General features: G+C 68.4%; 14 protein-coding genes and 3 pseudogenes. 11 read left to right on the top strand and 6 right to left on the bottom strand.

Features of this window, described 5'->3' with window-relative positions; translation table 11 throughout:
- Window positions 1-16: 16 nt before the first annotated feature.
- From DN051_RS37745 to DN051_RS37720, 6 genes are all read left to right on the top strand, one after another.
- Window positions 17-997: a carbohydrate ABC transporter permease gene (locus DN051_RS37745; RefSeq protein WP_162625061.1), complete on the top strand. Its 981-nt coding sequence runs from the start codon at window positions 17-19 to the stop codon at window positions 995-997.
- Window positions 994-1,860: a carbohydrate ABC transporter permease gene (locus DN051_RS37740; protein WP_112441313.1), complete on the top strand. Its 867-nt coding sequence runs from the start codon at window positions 994-996 to the stop codon at window positions 1,858-1,860. Before DN051_RS37745 ends, DN051_RS37740 begins: the two co-directional genes overlap by 4 nt.
- Before the next feature lie 80 nt (window positions 1,861-1,940).
- Window positions 1,941-3,497: a beta-N-acetylhexosaminidase gene (locus DN051_RS37735; RefSeq protein WP_112441311.1), complete on the top strand. Its 1,557-nt coding sequence runs from the start codon at window positions 1,941-1,943 to the stop codon at window positions 3,495-3,497.
- Window positions 3,498-3,622: 125 nt separating this feature from the next.
- On the top strand, window positions 3,623-5,050 hold the full coding sequence (locus tag DN051_RS37730; RefSeq protein WP_112441310.1) for a cellulose binding domain-containing protein: 1,428 nt from the start codon (window positions 3,623-3,625) through the stop codon (window positions 5,048-5,050).
- 293 nt (window positions 5,051-5,343) lie between these two features.
- Window positions 5,344-7,209 carry a hypothetical protein gene (locus DN051_RS37725; protein WP_112441308.1) on the top strand — a complete coding sequence of 622 codons (1,866 nt, stop codon included), beginning with the start codon at window positions 5,344-5,346 and terminating at the stop codon, window positions 7,207-7,209.
- A 220-nt stretch (window positions 7,210-7,429) separates the two neighbouring features.
- Window positions 7,430-7,885: a hypothetical protein gene (locus DN051_RS37720; protein WP_246040748.1), complete on the top strand. Its 456-nt coding sequence runs from the start codon at window positions 7,430-7,432 to the stop codon at window positions 7,883-7,885.
- Window positions 7,886-8,043: 158 nt separating this feature from the next.
- On the opposite strand, the pseudogene DN051_RS47585 reads toward DN051_RS37720, so the two are convergent.
- A pseudogene (locus DN051_RS47585) lies at window positions 8,044-8,334 on the bottom strand (SDR family NAD(P)-dependent oxidoreductase); the annotation flags it as partial.
- Here DN051_RS47585 and DN051_RS47900 point away from each other — a divergent pair.
- Window positions 8,251-8,430, top strand: a pseudogene (locus tag DN051_RS47900) (hypothetical protein); the annotation flags it as partial. The pseudogenes DN051_RS47585 and DN051_RS47900 sit on opposite strands and share 84 nt — an antisense overlap.
- Window positions 8,431-8,533: 103 nt before the next feature.
- Here the strand turns inward: DN051_RS47900 and DN051_RS37705 are convergent.
- Complete coding sequence (locus tag DN051_RS37705; RefSeq protein WP_246040747.1) at window positions 8,534-11,863, bottom strand: AfsR/SARP family transcriptional regulator; 3,330 nt, start codon at window positions 11,861-11,863, stop codon at window positions 8,534-8,536.
- Window positions 11,864-11,980: 117 nt separating this feature from the next.
- On the opposite strand from DN051_RS37705, the gene DN051_RS37700 reads away from it, so the two are divergent.
- Window positions 11,981-12,313, top strand: a complete 333-nt coding sequence (locus tag DN051_RS37700; RefSeq protein WP_112441300.1) for a hypothetical protein — start codon at window positions 11,981-11,983, stop codon at window positions 12,311-12,313.
- Between the two features lie 340 nt (window positions 12,314-12,653).
- On the opposite strand, the gene DN051_RS37695 is transcribed toward DN051_RS37700, so the two are convergent.
- Complete coding sequence (locus tag DN051_RS37695) at window positions 12,654-13,016, bottom strand: MazG nucleotide pyrophosphohydrolase domain-containing protein (RefSeq protein ID WP_112441298.1); 363 nt, start codon at window positions 13,014-13,016, stop codon at window positions 12,654-12,656.
- Between the two features lie 506 nt (window positions 13,017-13,522).
- A complete protein-coding gene (locus tag DN051_RS37690) occupies window positions 13,523-13,954 on the bottom strand; it encodes an SMI1/KNR4 family protein (protein ID WP_112441296.1) in 432 nt (143 codons plus the stop codon).
- Window positions 13,955-14,028: 74 nt separating this feature from the next.
- Here DN051_RS37690 and DN051_RS37685 point away from each other — a divergent pair, with 74 nt between their 5' ends.
- Entirely contained in the window at window positions 14,029-14,529 is a 501-nt protein-coding gene (locus DN051_RS37685; RefSeq protein ID WP_246040746.1) for a hypothetical protein, read from the top strand.
- A 273-nt stretch (window positions 14,530-14,802) separates the two neighbouring features.
- On the opposite strand, the gene DN051_RS37680 is transcribed toward DN051_RS37685, so the two are convergent.
- Window positions 14,803-15,399, bottom strand: a complete 597-nt coding sequence (locus DN051_RS37680; RefSeq protein ID WP_162625060.1) for a hypothetical protein — start codon at window positions 15,397-15,399, stop codon at window positions 14,803-14,805.
- 462 nt (window positions 15,400-15,861) lie between these two features.
- Here DN051_RS37680 and DN051_RS37675 point away from each other — a divergent pair, with 462 nt between their 5' ends.
- On the top strand, window positions 15,862-16,626 hold the full coding sequence (locus tag DN051_RS37675; protein WP_246040745.1) for an ArsR/SmtB family transcription factor: 765 nt from the start codon (window positions 15,862-15,864) through the stop codon (window positions 16,624-16,626).
- A 308-nt stretch (window positions 16,627-16,934) separates the two neighbouring features.
- On the opposite strand, the gene DN051_RS37670 is transcribed toward DN051_RS37675, so the two are convergent.
- Window positions 16,935-17,663 (bottom strand): GNAT family N-acetyltransferase, encoded by a 729-nt coding sequence (locus DN051_RS37670; protein WP_246040744.1) that lies wholly within the window; start codon window positions 17,661-17,663, stop codon window positions 16,935-16,937.
- Between the two features lie 436 nt (window positions 17,664-18,099).
- On the opposite strand from DN051_RS37670, the pseudogene DN051_RS47895 reads away from it, so the two are divergent.
- Window positions 18,100-18,360, top strand: a pseudogene (locus DN051_RS47895) (helix-turn-helix domain-containing protein); the annotation flags it as partial.
- Window positions 18,361-18,483: the final 123 nt, after the last annotated feature.

Below are 18,483 nucleotides of genomic sequence, written 5' to 3'. Positions count from 1 at the left end.
AAGACAAGGAGTCGCCGTGTCGACCGCTCCCGAGCGGACCGCGACCCGCTCCACGCCCGTCCGCCCGGCGCGGCGCCCCTCCCAGGCGACGCCCGCCCACCGCGGCGACCGGCCCTCCCCGTGGCCCTACCTGCTGATCGCACCCGCGATCCTGGGCATGCTGTACCTGCTGCTCTACCCGCTCGCCCGGGCGGTGGTCATCTCCTTCCAGGACTTCCGCCTGCGCCAGCTCATCCTCGGCGACGCCGAGTTCGTCGGACTCCGCAACTACCGCACGCTCCTGACCGACGACCGGTTCTGGGAGGCGGTACGGCGCACCTTCGTGTTCATGTCGGTCAACGTCGTCGCCATCATGGTCATCTCGACGCTGGTCGCCCTGATGATCGAACGTCTCGGCAGGATCGGCCGCACCGCGGTCCTCAGCTCACTGGTGCTCGTGTGGGCGGTGCCCGTGGTCGCCGCCACCACCGTCTTCCAGTGGCTGTTCCACTCCGAGTTCGGCATCGTCAACGAAGCCCTGACCGGACTCGGCCTGCACTCCTTCGAGGGCTATCCCTGGTTCGCCCACGGCGGCGCCGCGTTCACCATCGTCGTGGTCCTCATCGTCTGGCAGTCCGTGCCCTTCGCGGCCATCACGCTCTACTCGGCCCTCACCACCGTGCCGGGCGAGCTGTACGAATCCGCCCGCATGGACGGCGCCGGCGCCACCCGCATCTTCCGCTCCGTGACCTTCCCGCTGGTGCGGCCCATCTTCATGCTGATCCTGTCCCTCGAAGTCATCTGGACCTTCAAGGCCTTCGTACAGATCTGGGTCATGACCCGCGGCGGGCCAGGCGACGCCACCACCATCCTGCCGGTCTACGCCGTACAGACAGCGCTCGCCGGCCAGCGCTACGACCTCGGCTCCGCCGCCTCCATGCTCACCGTCCTGCTGATGGGCGGCGTCCTCGTCGTCTACTTCCGCCAACTGTTCCGGCAGGAGGGGGAGCACCTGTGAGCACGACACGACCGTCCCCGCGCCGAAGCACCGCGCACCGCGCCCTCCGCCGGCTCCCCTTGCGCATCGCCGCCGCCCTGACCGTGCTGGTCTGCCTCTTCCCTGTGTACTGGATGATGTCGACGGCCCTCAAGCCGTCCCGCGACATCCAGTCGTACGACCCCCGGCTGATCCCGCAGGAGTGGACCCTCGACCACTTCCGGCGAGCCGTCGGAGCCGACGGCTTCGGACTGTTCTGGCGCAACAGCATCCTGGTCACCCTCAGCGCCGTCCTGCTCGCCCTGCTCGTCGCCCTGGGCGCCGCCTACGCGGTGGCCCGGCTGCGGTGGCGCGGCCGCCGGCAGTTCATGCTGGCGGTGTTCATCGCGCAGATGGCTCCGTGGGAGTCATTGATCATCCCGGTGTACATCATCTCCCGCGACACCGGCATGCTCGACCGCCTGCCCACCCTCACCCTGGTCTACTTCATGATCACGCTGCCGTTCACCGTAGTCGTACTGCGCGGGTTCATCGCCGGCATCCCGCCCGAGCTGGAGGAGGCCGCGCAGGTCGACGGCTGCACCCGGCTCGGCGCGTTCCGCAGAGTGGCGTTCCCGCTGCTCGCGCCCGGCCTGATGGCCACTTCCCTGTTCGGTTTCATCACCGCCTGGAACGAGTTCACCTATGCCAACTTCCTCATCATCAAGCAGCAGGACAGCCGGACCCTGCCCGTCTGGCTCTCCTCCTTCCAGTCGACATTCGGCACCGACTGGGGGGCCACGATGGCCGCCGCCACCCTGTTCGCCCTGCCCGCGCTGATCGTCTTCCTCGTCCTTCAGCGCCATGTCACCTCCGGTCTCGCCTCCGGAGGGGTCAAGGGGTGACGCCGCCGCGCGCCACCCGCTCCCCCACCCGGCCCACCCCCGCTCCCCTCGTGCACCGCCGACCACCGGAGACCCGCCCCGTGGACCTGCCACGCCCCGAACTCTCCCTGATCCCCCGCCCCCGCAAACTGTCCCCGCGCCCCGGCCGCTTCCGCATCGACGCCGCCACCCGCCTGCGCGTCACCCCCGGTGCCGAACCGGCCGCCCGGCTGCTGCGCGACTACCTCGCACCGGCCACCGGCCGACCACTGGAGCACGCCGACGACGGAGCGTTCGTCCTGGCCCTCGACACCACACTCTCCGGACTCGGTGACGAGGGGTACGGGCTGACCGTCGGCCCGCACGGCGTCCTCTTGCGCGCCGCCCACCCGGCGGGCCTGCTGCACGGCGTTCAGACGCTGCGGCAACTCCTGCCAGCCGAAGCCCTGTCGTCGACGCAGGGCGCCGGTCACCTGGACCTCCCCGGGGTGGAGATCACGGACGTTCCGGTCCACCCGTGGCGCGGCGCGCTGCTCGATGTCGCCCGCCACTTCCAGCCGGTGTCCTACCTGCGCCGCTACGTCGACCTCCTGGCCCTGCACAAGCTCAACGTCCTGCACCTCCACCTCACCGACGACCAGGGCTGGCGCATGCCGGTGGCCGCCCACCCCCGGCTCACCGAGGTCGGCGGCCACCGCGCCGAGTCGATGGTCGGTCCGGCGGGCAGCGACCGCTTCGACGGCCGCCCGCACGGCGGCTCCTACACCCGCGCCGAGCTCGCCGGCCTCGTCCGGTACGCAGCCGAACGCGGTGTCACGGTCCTCCCCGAGATCGCGGTCCCCGGCCATGTGCGTGCCGCGCTCGCCGCCCACCCCGAGCTGGGCAACGACCCCGGCCGGCGGCTGGACGTCTGGACCCGATGGGGGGTCTGCCGCAACGTCCTCGGCGTCGACGACCACGTCCTCGACTTCTTCCGCACCGTCCTCGACGAGGTGATGGACCTCTTCCCCTCCCCGTACGTCCACATCGGCGGCGACGAGTGCCCGACCGACGAATGGGAGGCGAGCCCGGCCGCCGTCGCCCGCGCCACGCGCGAGGGCCTGTCCGGGCCGGGGGATCTGCACGGCTGGTTCCTGGGCAGGATCGCGGACCACCTGGTCCGGGCAGGCCGAAGGCCCGTGGTCTGGGCGGAGACCGGCACCGTGCTGCCGCTGGAGTGCACGGTCATGAGCTGGCGCGACCCCGCCCATGCCTGGGCCGCCGCGCGCCGTGGCCACGACGTCGTGTACGCGGACCACCGCGCCACCTACTTCGACTACGCCCGCGCCCCCGGCCCCGGTGAACCGCCCGCCCAGCCGGGCCTGATAGTCGACCTGGAGACGGTGCATGCCCTGGACCTGACCCCGCCGCCCGGCGAACACGCGCCGGCCGACCGCATCCTCGGCGCGCAGGGCCAGCTGTGGACCGAGTTCGTCACCAGCCCCGCGCACATCGAGTACCTCAGCTTCCCCCGCCTGTGCGCCCTGGCCGAACGGGTGTGGGGCCCGGCCTCCGACTGGCACGACTTCCGCAGCCGGCTGACCGGGCACCAGGCCCGCCTCGTCGCGCTCGGGGTACCGCACGCCGTCCCGCCCGGCCTGCCGGCCGCGGCCCTCTGACCCGGTCCCGCGACCGGCCACCCCGGCGTCCCCGCCCGCGGGACCGCCGCCCGCACCACAGCGAACCACCCGTGCACCACCTCCTGCCCTCCCGCAACGCACGGGAGTCACCGAAAGGAACACGGATGAGCACTCGCCCCGCCCGCACCCGCGTGGCCCTCGCCCTGACGGCGCTGCTGGGAAGCGCCGCACTCGCCACCCTGCCCGCCACGACCGCCTCCGCAGCCGGCGAGAAGGTGGCCGTGCAGTACCGGACCAGCGCCTCCGGCGCCACCGCGGACCAGAGCGAGCCCTGGTTCAAGGTGCGCAACACCGGCTCCACGACGGTCCAGCTCAGCCAGGTCAAGATCCGCTACTACTTCAAGGCCGACTCCGCGAACGCCACCTACCGCTTCGCCTGTTCCTGGGCCGTCCGCGGGTGCGCCGGCATCACCGGCACTTTCGGCACGCTCGCCCACCCCACCGCCACGGCCGACCGCTATCTGGAGATCGGCTTCACCTCCGCCGCCGGGACCCTCGCGCCGGGTGCCGACACGGGTGACATGCAACTGCGCTTCTACCAGTCCAACTGGCAAACCCTCCGGCAGAGCGACGACTACTCCTTCAGCGGCACCCAGACCGCGTACGCCGACTGGACCAAGGTCACCGCTCAGGTCGCCGGCTCCACGGTGTGGGGCACAGCCCCCGAGGGCAACGACCCCACCGACCCGACGGACCCCACCGACCCGACCGACCCGCCCGGCGGCGGCCAGACCCTCTTCGACGACTTCTCCTACACCACGCACACCGACCCCGCCCTCTCGGCGCACGGCTGGAGCGTACGCTCCAACTCCGGCGGTCCCGGCGTCCCCGGCGCCACCTGGGACCCGTCCAAGGTCACCTTCGTCAACCAGTCCGGCAACACGGTCATGAACATGGAGACCTCCACCGCCGGCACCGGCGGGTCGACCCGCCACACCGAAGTCCTCACACAGGCCACGAAGTTCAAGAACGGCACGTACGCGGCCCGGGTCAAGTTCTCCGACACCCCCAAGTCCGGCCCCGACGGCGACCACATCGTGCAGACCTTCTTCACGATCAACGACCTCAAGGCCCCGATGGCCGACGACTACGCCGAGTACGACTTCGAGTACCTGCCCAACGGAGGCTGGGGCGAGCCGGCCAACATCCTCTACACGACGTCGTGGGAGACCTACAACCCCGACCCCTGGCAAGCCGTCAACCAGCACAGCGAGAGCCGTACCAGCTTCGCCGGCTGGCACGACCTCGTCGTGACCATCGACAACAACGCGATCACCTACTACGTCGACGGCCAGCACTTCGGCACCCATGACGCCGCGTACCTGCCGGAGCGGCCCATGTCGATCAACTTCAACCAGTGGCTGATCGACCTCAACGGCCAGACTTCGACCACGCCGCGCGCCTACGACCAGCAGGTCGACTACGTCCTGCACGTCAAGGACCAGGTCCTCACCCCGGCGCAGGTGTCGGCGAAGATCTCCGCGCTCCGGAGCGCGGGCACGTCCTTCGTCGACGAAGTCCCGGCAAGCTGACCCCGCCGGTCACACGGACACCCCTGACCCGGCGGCGACAGACCGCCGGGTCAGAACCCGTACCGACAACGCACCGGCACGTCACAGGGCCGCCTCGCAGCCCAACGCACGGTCTGCGGCGCGGCCGACAGATGCCCACCCGGCAACAACTGTTGTGTAGACGGGTCAGAACTCCTCGGCCCGGAAAATAGCCGCTGAGCAGGACCTACGATGGGGCCCGTGACAGCCCGGCGCGGCGTTGTCGGTGCTGATCGATATGGTCGGAGCACCTGATCAGTTGAGGAGCGCCGACCATGAAATCTCCGGCCGAACTGGACGACGTCCCGTGGCATGCCCTGACCCACGCCTACGGCTCCGCCGACGACGTGCCTGAGCTGATCAAGGCGCTGTACCAGGACGACGACGAGGTCGTCGACGAGTCGATCTACGAGCTGTACGGCAACATCCACCACCAAGGCAACAGCTACTCCGCGTCGGCTCCCGCCGTTCCCTTCCTCGCCCATGCCGTGCTGCACGTCCCGGTCAAGCGTGCCGAGTTGCTGATGCTGCTCGCCGTCCTGGCCGATCACGACCCGGCCGACGTCGACATGCCACACTGGCCCAGCGGTTTCGTCGCCGACATCTGCGTCGAGGTCTGCCGCGTGCTCCCCGAGCTGATGCCCTGTCTCAGGGACGCCGAGCGAGGTGTGCGCAGGGCGACGCTGCGCCTGGTCGCCGCCGTGGCCGACCTGCTTCCGGCAGAGCAACGGGCCCCGATCGTGGCGCAGATAGAGTGCGTGTATGCCACCGATCCAGTCCCCGCATTGCGGGCGGACGCGATGGTGGTGCTGGCCCGGTTCGGCGGGGAGACGGCCGCATTCGACAGCCCCCTGCCCGAGGTCAGGCTTGCCGCCGCCATGCTTGCGGTCCAACGATCTGAGCCGCCGTACCCGGCGGATCTGGTGAATGTGATCGCCGAGGACGGTGCCGAACCCGACCCCGGCGACGACGACTTCCCTTGGTCCGACACCATGACGCAGGACCAGCGCCTCACACGCCTGCTCACCGAGGATCCTGACGCCGGCCTCACCGTGGCCGCCCGATGGATCACGGCCGGAGACCTCGGCTCGCGCGGTTCCTGGCTGGCCGGCGAGATCGCCGAGACCTGGCGCGACCGAGAGCCCGCGGTGGTCGACCTGCTCCTGGCGGCCCTGCCTCATCAGAGAGGCGTCCGCAACCTCGGCGCCCGCCTGCGCACCATGGGGCACTGGATCGAGCGCCTGCCCGCGCCGGACGCTGAACTCCGCGACACCCTGTACCAGTACTCAGACGCCGACGAAGAGACCGCTGAGGCGGCACTTGCCGCCCTGGTGAGTTCCCGCGACATCCGCGCCCTGAATCTGGTCCTGCGCAGACCCAACGCCCGGCTCCTCGCGGCGGCCGCGCGGAACTTCCCCAAAGCGGCGGACCAACTGATCCCCGTGATCCGCCGTGAGCTGGCAGCGGGCGCCACCGGGAACGAGTGCATCAGCCTCGTCCAGGCCCTTTTGCCGTTCGGGGCCGCCGCCCGCCAGGCTCAACCGGAACTCGTCGTATGCCTCGAGACCCGCCGCGCTGCAATCGTCGCCGCCCGCCAACTCGGCGCCAACGGCGTAGCCACGCAGGAGATCACCGACCTCTTGCACGCGGCCGCGGACAGCGCGGACCCCTCACTGCGTGCCACGGCATCCGTGGCCCATCACCAACTGACGGGGGATTCGGACCTCGCCCTTCACACGTTCGAGGAACTGCTCTCCGGAACGGGCCGGACCCACTGGTACCTGAGCTTTCTCGAGCCGCTCGGCAACGCCGCCACTCCTCTGCTGCCCCGCATCGAGCCTCTGCTCGAGGCACGGGACGAGTGGACTCGGATGGCGGCCGCCGAGGCCCTCTACTGGATCACGGGATCCCCGGACCGCGCCGTCCCCGTCCTCGCCGAACTGGTCAGCCCGACTCCGGTAGGCCTCCGCGCCCTCAAGGCCCTCGCCGCAACGGGCCAGGTGCCCGAGGAACTCCGCCCCACCCTTCGCTCCTTCTTCTTCTCCCCACGACGCCTGATCCCGAACTCGCCCCTCTCCGGACAAGGGCATCAGGACGAGGAACTGCGCACCCTGGCCCGAACCTTGCTCGCCATCGGGTAGCCGACTGCCGCTTCGGCCCGCGACCATGCAATAGGTTCAGTTGCGCAATCCAGCATGTCGCGGAGCCCGCTCCGGACGAGCGCGTGGTGGCCGAACAGCCGCTGCGGACTGGACTACCGCCGTTTCTCCTCATCAGCTGCCGGCGCGCTGACAGGCCCAACGTGTCTGCGATGAATCCATAACCTTCGGCCTCGGCGAGAAGGCAGCCATAATTCGGTCTGTGGACCTGAGACCGGAGTTGCTTCCCTCGCCTGTCAGCCGACAGCGGCTGGACGAGCTGAGCTGCGAGATCCATCGGATCGCCGACCTGGTGACCGCCAGTTCCGAGGACGCGGACGAAGCGATCCAGGCCTTCAACGAAGCGACCGGCCACGATTACGAAGCCTTCGATTTCGCCCACTACAGCGGAAGCAGAAGTGTCGAGGACTTCGCCGCAGAGGCAGCCCGGCCAGCTCGCCCCCAGGTTGCGGACATCACGCGGGACGAGCTCGTCGAGATCGTCAGCCGAGTTCTCGCCGCATCCCCGGAGAGCGACTACTACTTGCGCCTCCTCGAAGCGAATGTGCTGCATCCCGAGGTCAGTAGCCTGATCCTTCATCCCCCAGAAGGCCTCGAGGGTGCCTGTGCGGAGCAGATTGTCGACGAAGCCCTGCGATACCGGCCGCTCGCATTCTGAAATGCGAGCCGGGCGACCGAGCCGACCGCCGTATGCCCTGGAACTTGAGATGCCGGACTGGCCATAGCCGCTTGCCGTGACACTCCGTCGATGCGAGCGACCTGCCATGGCCAACCACCGACGGCGGCGTTGACGGTACGCTCCCGGCAACCAGCAGTTCAGGCGCGGATCGTGCCGTCGAGAAGCTCCTGCGAAAGAGACCACAACCGGCGGGCGTTGTCCGGATCCACGGCGTACCGTGCCACGCCTTGGAGAGTGCCGGAGCGGCGGTCGACGATTTCGTACTCGTTGCAGTCGGCGAAGTACCGGCCGCCGACGCCGTCAAGGAGGCGTGGGGTGGCTACAAGCACAGAGGTCGCGGCGCCATGTTCGACTGGCTTCACGAGATGGGCAGGCATCCTGCCACTCCCCCGACCGCCCGTGTGGCGCTGGAGATTGGTGTAAACAGCCGCGTGCCCGGTGAGCGCTACAGCGCTGCCCGCGGCTACCTGCACCCGGCCATGGCCCGCGCCAATCTCACAGTTCGCACCCAGGCGCTTGTCCGCCGCGTCCTGTTCGAGGGAACCCGGGCGACCGGCGTCGAGTACACCGACGCCGCAGGAGCGGCGGAGTCGGTCCATGCGGAAGTGGTGCCGATGTACCGAGACGTCAGTCCACGCAACCCTCGTACTCCTTCGAGGGCACGCCCATGGCCGAGAAGACGTCTCGCGCTTGCTGCCTCATCAGTTCAGCGGCGGCCCTGTCGGTCCTCTGGACGGCGCAGGCCAGTGCGATCAGGGTGCGGGCCTCGCCGAGGCGGTGCCCGGTTTCGCGGTGTACGGACAAGGCTTCCTGGCCGAGCTTGACGGCGGTGGCGTTTCCTTCCTCGGAATCCGCTGATTCGGATCGGGCTGTCACGGCGAACAGGGCTGTCAGCGCCTGCCCCTCCACCACGCGGAAGGAGTGGTCGCGGGCCAGGCTCAGTGCCTGTTCGGCATGAGCCCTGGCCTCGTCGTACCGGCCCAGTTGATGGTGCGTGAGGGAGAGGCTCAGGAGACTGTCGGCCTCGGCGCGTTTCAAGACCCCTTTGCGAGCCAGAGCAAGGGCCTGCTCGTCAGCTCGGAGAGCCCGGTCCGGACGTCCCAGCTTTCGGTGGGCGGCGGCGACGGTGTGGGGGATGGACGCCTGAATCCAGATCCGTCCCACGTCCTTGACCATGGCCAGGGCCCGCTCGGCCTGCTCCAGCCCCTCGTCGTAGCGGCCGAGTTCGACATTGATCTTCGCGATGGTGTCGAGCATCATGGCGCGGCCGTCGCGGTAACCGGCCCTCTTGTCGAACGTCACCGCGGGGCCGAGTACCTGGAGCCCATCGGTGAAGCGGCCGAGTTCCCAGTACACCCGGCCCAGAATCTGCAGCGTCATGCTGTCGTTCCACCCCCGGAGCTCCGCACTGTGGCTGAGGGCCACTTCGAGGCGCGAAGCAGCCTCGGAAAGCCGGCCCAGGTCCCAGCAGGTCATACCGAGGCCCACCACCCCGAATCCATCGAAGTAGCGATTCCCGTTCTCACGGAAGATGCGCAGGCCGGCCGTGAAATCGTCGTATGCGCTCTCAAGGCGCGCCATGCTCCACTTGGCGAAGCCCCTCAGGCCGAGCCCCGCCGCCTCCCCCGTCGTCCAGCCGAGCTCGCGGCCGATGTCCAGTACCCGTGTGGCGTGCTCCATCGCCTGCCCCGCACGACCCCGTTCCCACCGAACCACCATGAGACCGGTGTGCATCGCCGCCTGGCCGAACAGGTCCCTTTCGGCCTCGGCAGCGTCCAGCGCCGTCTCCGCGGTGGCCTGCCAGGTCTTCCTCGGCAGATGGACCCAGAAGTTGCCGAACAGCGCCGAGGTCAGATGCCAGGCGACGGGTCGAGGGCCATGGTGGGCGGCATGGTTGATGACGGCGAGCAGATTCGCTCTTTCCGCGTCCAGCCACTCTCTGGATGTGACGGCCGGCGGCATGCCCGGGTGCTCGCCGGGGTGGAGGCTCGGGGGAAGTTCCGGGAAGAGCCAGGTTCCCGCGGTGGCACGGGTGGCGTTCAGGTACCAGATCAGGAGCCGCTCCAGCGCGGCGCCGCGGGCCGCCTCCGTCTCCTCCACCAGTCCCCGCTCCCGCGCGTACTCGCGCAGCAGGTCATGGAACCGGTACCGCCCAACCGTCACAGGTTCGACGAGATGCGCTGCGGCCAGCGCGCCGAGCAGACGCCGGGCCTGCGACAGCGGTGCGTCCAGGAGCCCTGACGCGATCTCGGCGGTGAACTCCGCGCCCGGAAACAGGCCGAGCAGCCGGAACAGCCGACGCGCACCGGGCACCAGAACCCGGTAGGACACCGAAAAGGCCGTCCGCAAAGGCGAATCGGCCTCGCCTTCCGGCTCCAGTGCCTCCAGCCTGTTGCCCTCGGTCATCTCCGCGACCAGATCGGCCATCCGCAGGGCCGGATCGCCCGCCAGCCTGGCGGCGGCCACGCGCAGCGCCAGCGGAAGGCTGCCGCACAGCCGGATCAGTTCACCGACCGCGAGTTCATCGGAGGCGACCCGGTCCGCGCCGAGTGCCCGGCTCAGCAGCGCGCGGGCCTCATCCGGCTGGAGGAGGTCCAGTGGCAGGGCGTGCGCCCCATCGTGGGCGACGAGATCGCCGAGCCGGTTGCGGCTGGTGACGACGACGCAGCAGCCCGGGCTGCCGGGCAGCAGGGGACGTACCTGCTCGGACGAGGCCGCGTTGTCCAGCAGGACGAGCATGCGTCGGCCGGCCAGCCGAGTCCGGTACATACGGCCCTGGGCCTCGTGGCTCGCGGGGATCTCCGAGGCCGCGAGCCCCAGACTGCGCAGCAGCAACTGCAGTGCTTCACCGGGTTCGACAGGCTGTCTGTGGTGGTCGAAGCCGTGGAGGTTGATGTAGAGCTGGCCGTCCGGAAACCGGTCGCGGACCTGGTGCGCCCAGCGCACGGCCAGCGCGGTCTTGCCGATACCGGCAGCGCCGCCGATGGCGGAGATGACCACGGTGTTCGCCTCCGCCCGCTCCTGCTCCCGCGGAAGCAGCGCGTGCAGTCGAGCCAGTTCGCCGGTGCGTCCGGCGAAACCCCGTGTGTCGTGCGGGAGTTCTGCGGGCACCGCGCTCGGGCGAAGTGTGGCGGGCGCCGGGGAGGAAGGAGTGGGCGGACGCAGGAGGAAGGCATCGTCCTGGTGCAGCACCGCCTCGTGCACCCGGCGCAAGTTCTCGCCGGGATCGGCCCCGAGTTCGTCCCGCAACCGTACGCGTATGTCCTCGTAGGCGCCCAGGGCTTCCGCCTGTCGTCCGCAGCCGTACAGGGCCCGCACGCGCAAGGCGGTCAGCGACTCGTCGTAGCGGTCGGCCACCGAAGACGCCGGCACGCCGCCGAGATCGTCCAGGGCTTCGCCGTACCGGCCCAGCAGAACCAGGCACTTGAGTCGTTCCAGCCGGAGCGTGCGCCGGCGCTCCTCCCACCGCTGCCGCTCGTCGTGCGCGAACGGGCCCGGCAGGCCCGCCAAGGGCTCGCCCCGGAACAGCCCCATGGCGAAGGTGAGTTCCTCCGACGCGGTGGCCAGATCGCCGGACGCGACAGTGCGCAGCGCCGTGTCGCCCCGCTCCTCCAGATCCGCCGTGTCGAGCCGGACCTCATCGACGACGAAGCGGTACCAGCCCTTGCCGCTGCGGATCAGCGACTCCGCGGGCTGGGTTCCCTCCGGATCGAGCGTCCTGCGCAGCGAGTTGACGTGCGTCGGCAGGACCTTGCGGCCACCCGCCGGCGGCTCCGACCCCCAGACCGCATCGAGCAGCCACTCATGACTCGCCAAGGCCCCTCGGCGCAGCAGCAGGGCGGCCAGTACGGCCTGCCGCTTGACCGGCCCCAGCTCCAACGGCGTCCCGCCCCGCCAGGCCCGCAACGGCCCGAGCACCTCGAACCGAAGCAACTCAGCAGATCCGCCGTCCACCACGTGCCACCGCTCCCCTAGTCATCCAGGTCAACAAAAATTCATCAGCATTGCAGCACCCCCGACCAGGGTGATGGACACGACATTGCACAACCCGCACAACTACGAAGGAAGATCCGAGTGACCGAAGTGGAGTTGGTGGCCACCGCGCTGGCCACAGGGGCGGCAGCAAGATTCCCCGACACCTCACAGGGCGTCGTCCACGACCTCCATACCGCGCTCAGCCAGGCGGTCCGCCGAGGGCTGACCCGTGGGGGCCACGGCGTGCGGGGCAGCTACGGCGTACGGGTGCTGACCGCATACGAGACGGACCCCGACGTCTGGCGGACCCGGCTGCTCCAGGTACTGGCCTCCGGGATGGAGATGGACGACGAGATCCTCAGGGCTGCCCGTGCGGTGCTCCGCGCGGACCGCCGGGCGGAGCACATCCCGGTGGACGAGGCCGGCTCATGACGCAGGTTTCGGAACGACCCCTTCGAATGGCCGCAGCCGAAGATCGCAGCGGCCGTCGCAGGCCTACGAGTTCCGCTCAACTCTACTGACTCGTACATGACTTCTCGAAACAGCAGAGAGGTCGTCGCGTGTACCTGAGTGTTCCCTTCGAGGACGGTGGGATCTTCATCGTCGAGTTGTCCGACGATCAGGGATCCGGGGTGATCCGGGCGAGTCGCGGCGACGAGCTCTTCGAGACGTCCGCCGACACCTTCGAGTCGGGCATGGTCCGGGTGGCGGTCGCCTATGCCGCAAGGCCGCATTCATCGAAGGTCGGGGACCCAGAAGCCACACCTTTTCGTCAGTCGACGTCCTCACCCGCAGGCTTCGCGTCACCATGCTCGGCAAGCCGGGCACTGATGGCGTCATCGAGTTCCGTCATGGTGCGGTGGAAGGCTTCCTCGAGATCCACGTCGTAGTGATGCGCGAGGATCAGCACGGACCACAGACAGTCTGCGAGTTCATGCTCCAGCGCTGCACGACCGCCCGGGACTTCTCGAGCACCCTCCTCAGCCATCACGAGCTTGGCCAGATCGCCGACGTCGCCCATGAAGCCGAGCATGTACTCGTCGCGCATCCAGCCCCGGCCGCGCTCACGACGGTTCAGCTCGTCGTAGAGGTCATGGATCCTCATCGCCCGCTTCTTCAGCTCGCCAAGGCTCACGAAGCCACCCTTCCCGGTTCGACGCATGCATTTGTCGAGAACCGACCCTCTCCCGCGGGCACTTGATCCGCAACGGCCGCTGCCGGCCGACTGGGATTCCGTTGTCTCCGCCTAACTGCACTGCAGGACGCCACCATGGATTCCTCGTGCAGACCGCTTCGCGGCGGCCAGGGTGGTCGTTGGGCTGGTAGGTGAGTTGCGAGAACGCCCATTGCTCAACGGTGTGCAATCATCGAAACCTGGCGCCTACCGACTCAACACCGCCGAAGCCCGCGCTGGACGACAGTGGATCCGTTGAACCGCCGCTAGCGGCAGCACCCTCGGGAGCCCTGGTGGCGCCGAGGATGTCCATATGCAAAAGGCGCCGTCGCGACTGATCCCTGACATCAACGGCTGACACCGACAGCGGTGGACTGACGCGGATCGGCATGGATGGGTACGACCTGCCAGACGTTGCCTGCTACTGCTGACACCGCCTGGTCAAACTTGTTGCCGGGAGCCCTCAGTTAAGACCACCAGTCACCATCACCCGCGAGGGAGCGGTGCAAGTAGTCCTCCAGCTCTCGTGCAGCCCACAGCCGACTGTCAGTCTCGTGGTCCCAGACAAAGATGTCTGGACGCTCGGGCGTCAGTACGAAGGCGAACTGGTCTCCCCCTCCGTTGTCGCCGAAGAACAGCAGCGGATCAAAAGGCATGTACAGGCCTGGAAACGTATCGGGAGCCCAGAACAGAAGATTCTGCTCCACAATCCGATCCAGCGACCACACGACATCGGTCTCGTCCTCACCGACTATCCCGTCGGTCTCCAACAACAGCTCAGTCAGCTGCGCCGGACAGCTGCGGCCCAGGCGCTGCTCCGCCTCAGCAAGTACCGTGGCGGCAACGGGCGCCCGAAACGCGACGTCGGGCAAGGCTCTGGCAGCGGCTTCTTTCCACATAAACGCAGCTTACGGAAGGGCTGACAGTCCCGAGTGCAGGCGTCGACTGCCCGGCCGAACAATGGATGCGCCTGATGAACACGAACCCCTTCGGCCGCCTGTCTGGAGCGGTCCCAGGCGGCGGCATGAAGCACATGCTCTCCGCCTTGGAAGCACTGACCAACCGCGATGCGCGCGAGCGGGACGTCGCAGCGGCGGAACTCGGGGACCTCCTGCGCGGCACCGCGCTCGACGCTGATTCCGCCCGCCTGGTCGTCGGGCGCCTCGTCAGCCTGGCCGTCAACGACTTGGTCACCGAGGTTCGCGAGTCAGCGCTGAACTCGATCAGTGAGGCGTTCGATCACTACAATCTGCCCTTGGACCTCGTCGAACCACTCACCGTCGCCATGCCGACGATGGAGCGTGAACTCCTCGAACACACCCTCTACATTCTCGGCGCGACACACGCCCCTCGGGCGCGACACCTGATCGAGCCCTTCCTCGACCACCCTGACCCGGCGGTACGCGAAGATGCCCGCATTGCTGCTGCCGAGATCACCTCAGTCCCGTCGGAGAGCCGTACCCGCAACTCTTGACGACTGGTCAACCCCTCCGCCCGCCGTGTGTTCGACGTCGGGTCCCGCTTCCAGACACTCAAGAGTCACACGCCGTTTCCTGCAAGATCAAGCTTGAGATACAAGTCCTCGAACCCGGCAGGAAACGGCGTGATTCACGCATGTGCGCAGTTCATCGCACTCAAACATGCGGCTGGAGAGCTACACATGGAGCCTCAAGCACGCGCTGCTCGACACCCCGGCCAGGGAGCAACCGGGCTGCCGTACCGGAACGGGATTCCTCGACCGTCAGGTTCAGCAGTTCCTGACGTGCCAGATGGGCGTCCAGTAGTAGCTGTCGTCCGAGCTGTACGGGGCCGGGGTGGTGTAGGCGACTCCACCGCTGCTGTTGTAGAACGTGGCTCGCGTCCCCGGGGTCTGGTCATTGATCCACGAGCCGTATCCGGCCCACGGCATGGAGCGCTTGGCGCAGGAGTACCAGTAGTAGTAGCTGCCCTGGTAGACCTCCTGGCTGTACACGCAGAAGTAGCCGCTGTAGACCGCTCCGGTCAGGCAGGGGTCGGCCGCGGCGCGCGTGCCCTTGCCGGCAGCGAAGTCTCTCGGGCGGTCCTCTCCGGGGATGGCCACGAGGAGCGTGGCGCCGTCCACTTCGATCTTGTTGAGTGCGACCTGCTTGCCGCCGGTCTTCATGAGGTAGCGCTTGACCTCAGACTTGAGTGCGGAGGTCTGCGCGGCTGTCAGGTGTGCGGCCCTGGCCTGCTCGGCGAACGGCGCGGCGGATCCGGACGACGACGTCGTGGCGTCCGCCGGTGCGGCTGCCACGGCCGTGGTGCCGAAGCCCAATAGGGCGCTGGCCGCCGCGACGGTCACCATGAACAGACGACAACGCATGGAGTCTTCTCCTTCTGTCGGTCGTGGTCCCGCGAAGCCGTTGGGACCCCTGTGATGTCCCTGTGAGAGTGGCAGCGTCCAGATTTAATGGACAAGGACATGTCATAACGGCCGAAACATGCTGGTCAGTATCTGTACAGGATGCCGATAATCAGCAATACGGCTGCGACGGGGAGGGCCATGGGGCTCAGGCTGCACTTCACGGCGGAGGATCTGTCCCGCATACGGACGGTTTCGGGGCCTGATCCCGGCTGGGAGATCGTACTGAGCTTCATACAGCTGGCGGCCGTGCAGGCACCGGCCGTATTCGGCCCCTGGCGTGCCGCGGCCAGGGCACGTTTACGGTCCCTGCGCGCGCCTCACCTGCGTCTGCTGCGGTATCTGGTTCCGCAGACGGGTGCCTTTCCCGACTTTCTCACGCCAGTCCAGGCCGTTCCATGTCTGAGATCCACCGTCGATGCTGTGCTGTCCACGCCCGCCGAGCGGTTACGGAAGGACTTGGCTCTGCTCCCCGCCCCTCCCAGCTGGGCCCGTACCTGGGCCAGCACCTTGGCCGATGCCGATCGGACAGCACTCGCCGCGATCGGTGAGGCGCTGCACGACTACCACAGCGCCGCCCTCGCCCCTGTGTGGCCGCGCCTCCAGGCGCTGGTCGACGCGGATCGCGCCCAACGGGCCCGCGCCCTCATCGATCATGGCACCGAAGGTCTGCTACGCAGCCTGGGCCCCACACTGCGCTGGCGCCCACCCGTGCTGGAGGCGGACTATCCGGTCGACCGCGACCTCTATCTGAACGGGCGCGGGCTTCTCCTGGTGCCCTCGGTGTTCTGCTGGCGCACGCCCGTCACGCTTGTCGACCCCGAGCTGCGCCCGGTCCTGGTCTACCCCGTTTCCCACGAGGCCGGCTGGTGGCTCCGTCCGGCCGATCGTGCCCCTGCGGAAGGAGACCGGCTGTCCCAACTGCTCGGGCACAGCAGGGCGACCGCGCTCCGGGTGATCCAGGACGGCTGCACCACGGGCGAACTCGCCCGGCGTATAGGCGTCACCGCCCCCACCGCCAGCCAACACACCGCCATATTGCGCGAGACGGGCCTGATCATCTCCGTCCGGTGCCGCAACACGGTGCTCCACACCCTCACACCTCTGGGCATTGATCTGCTCAGCATCAACCTTGCACCGCAGCCGAAAGCCAGGTCCACGATAAGTCGGGGTGCGGCCCAGTCATAGGCGCGCCTGCCTGTGCAATCGGACCTGTGGGTGCGCCACCAGGGCCGCTCCAGAGCGGCCCTGGTGGCAGGTCGTCGCCACGAAAGGGTCGCGGCAGACCCACCCCGGGGAACTCTGCGCTCCCGGGGCAGCACCAGCTGCTACCGCCTCCCAAAAGGCGCCGATGTTTCCCGCGCGGCTCCCGTTTTCGCCATCACCACCCCGAGAGCGTCAGCGACCTACAACACCCCCGTCCACTCGCGCAGCACGATCCCGCCCAGGTCGCCACGAACCTTCTCGTTCGCACTCTGAGCTGGTCGAATGCCCGATCACATGCCCCGACGCCGCCGAAATTCGATCCTGTCAGGTCCATCGGATTCCAGTTGCCCCGACTGCGACCAACCGCACGCCTCATAGAACGCGACGGCCGTGGCGTTGGTGGCGAAGGTTTCCAGGCGGATCTCCTGGTACTCGGCGAAGAGCAGTTGCTCAGCCTGCGACAGGAGCAACCTCCCGAGACCCTGACGCTGACGGTCGACGTCGATCATCAGCAAGTCGATGGTGGACTCGTCAGTGATCAGCAGCCCCACGAGGTCCCCGCTCACCTCCATGCAGTGGAGGTGTCCCTTGCGGAAGTGCGACTCGATGTGATCATCGGAGGCCCCGCTGTTGATGAACCAGTCGACGCCCTCGTCTCCCAGGAATGAACGGTAGCGTGCATCGATGGTGCGCCTAGCCAGCTCCTCAAGGACCGCAAGGTCCTCCTCGAGAGCAGGACGGAGGACCGGGGCTGGCAGAGGTTGCGGCATTTCAGAGAGCTCCAGACAGACAAGACCAACCACGTCAGTCTGCCAGCCCTCCACCCGCAGACACACGTCAATAACGCGGGCTGCCCATGGACCACCCTCGCCGAGCCCACCAAGCGTCGACACAAGCCCGTAGTCGGCCGCCGACCACGCGCCGCGCGATCCCGTGGCCTGGGACGAACATGCCTGATCCGGCAGAGCGCGATCCGCGAGCACCTGCGCCGGCGCGGCATGCGCGGCCGAAGACCTCATTCCGCTGACGATGCGCGACGGGCCCGGCAGGCATCGCGGGCGAAGGCTGGTGGCCGGCTAACCCGTCGCAACCGGTGGCTGCGCTGACCCGCCGGGAGGGGAGCGCAGGCACCAATCTCTGGTGCACCCGTTGATTCACACAAAGGCCCTCAGCGGTTCTGCTCATCTATCCAGCGATGACGAGCGGGATGTCCATCGTCACGGCGGCCGTTCACCCCCGCCCAGTGCCTGGATTGACACCCCCAGATCCTTTCCTGCCATGGGTGCTCATCGAGTCGTCGCGCTGACAGTCCCGCCGCAGTCCACCTTCGAGCTTGCCTGCGCCGCCGAGGTTTTCGGCCTGCGCCGCGCAGAGTTGCCGAGTCACTAGGAGTTCGCGGTGTGCGCCGAGCATCCAGGAGCGGAACCGACCCTGACGGGGTACGACATGCTGGTCAGCGAGGACCTCGCACGCAGGTTCGCCAACCAGCTCGGTGTCAGCCCCGGCCGATGGCTGCTCCAGCAGCGCGTCGAGGCAGCCAGGAGCCTCTTGGAGGAGACGGACCTCCCTGTCGAGACGATCGCGGTCCGCGTCAGTCTGTCCTCGAGCGCCAACCTTCGCAGGCGCTTCCAGGCCTTGGTGCACACCACGCCGGGGGCCTACCGGCGCTCCTTCGGCCGCCCCCGACATGTCCCGGAGCTAGGGCCGAGGGCCTGAGACGGCTGGATCAGCCGTCCTGCCGGCGTCGCGGAAGAGTTGGCCATCTCCGCCTGTAGAAGCGTTCTCGTGCGCGCGCTGTCAGCGAGGCCGCGCTCGCGCCGACGTGGTGAAGGCCGTCGT

The sequence above is a fragment of the Streptomyces cadmiisoli genome, assembly GCF_003261055.1.
GTDB classification, from domain to species: domain Bacteria; phylum Actinomycetota; class Actinomycetes; order Streptomycetales; family Streptomycetaceae; genus Streptomyces; species Streptomyces cadmiisoli.
This window is presented reverse-complemented; position numbering and strand designations above follow the sequence as displayed.

Bases quoted from the DNA above. Each gene is read 5' to 3' on its own strand.
- DN051_RS37670 (WP_246040744.1), bottom strand. From the start codon at position 17,663: ATGAGGTCTTCGGCCGCGCATGCCGCGCCGGCGCAGGTGCTCGCGGAT.
- DN051_RS37725 (WP_112441308.1), top strand. From the start codon at position 5,344: ATGAAATCTCCGGCCGAACTGGACGACGTCCCGTGGCATGCCCTGACC.
- DN051_RS37730 (WP_112441310.1), top strand. From the start codon at position 3,623: ATGAGCACTCGCCCCGCCCGCACCCGCGTGGCCCTCGCCCTGACGGCG.
- DN051_RS37685 (WP_246040746.1), top strand. From the start codon at position 14,029: ATGAACACGAACCCCTTCGGCCGCCTGTCTGGAGCGGTCCCAGGCGGC.
- DN051_RS37690 (WP_112441296.1), bottom strand. From the start codon at position 13,954: ATGTGGAAAGAAGCCGCTGCCAGAGCCTTGCCCGACGTCGCGTTTCGG.
- DN051_RS37680 (WP_162625060.1), bottom strand. From the start codon at position 15,399: ATGCGTTGTCGTCTGTTCATGGTGACCGTCGCGGCGGCCAGCGCCCTA.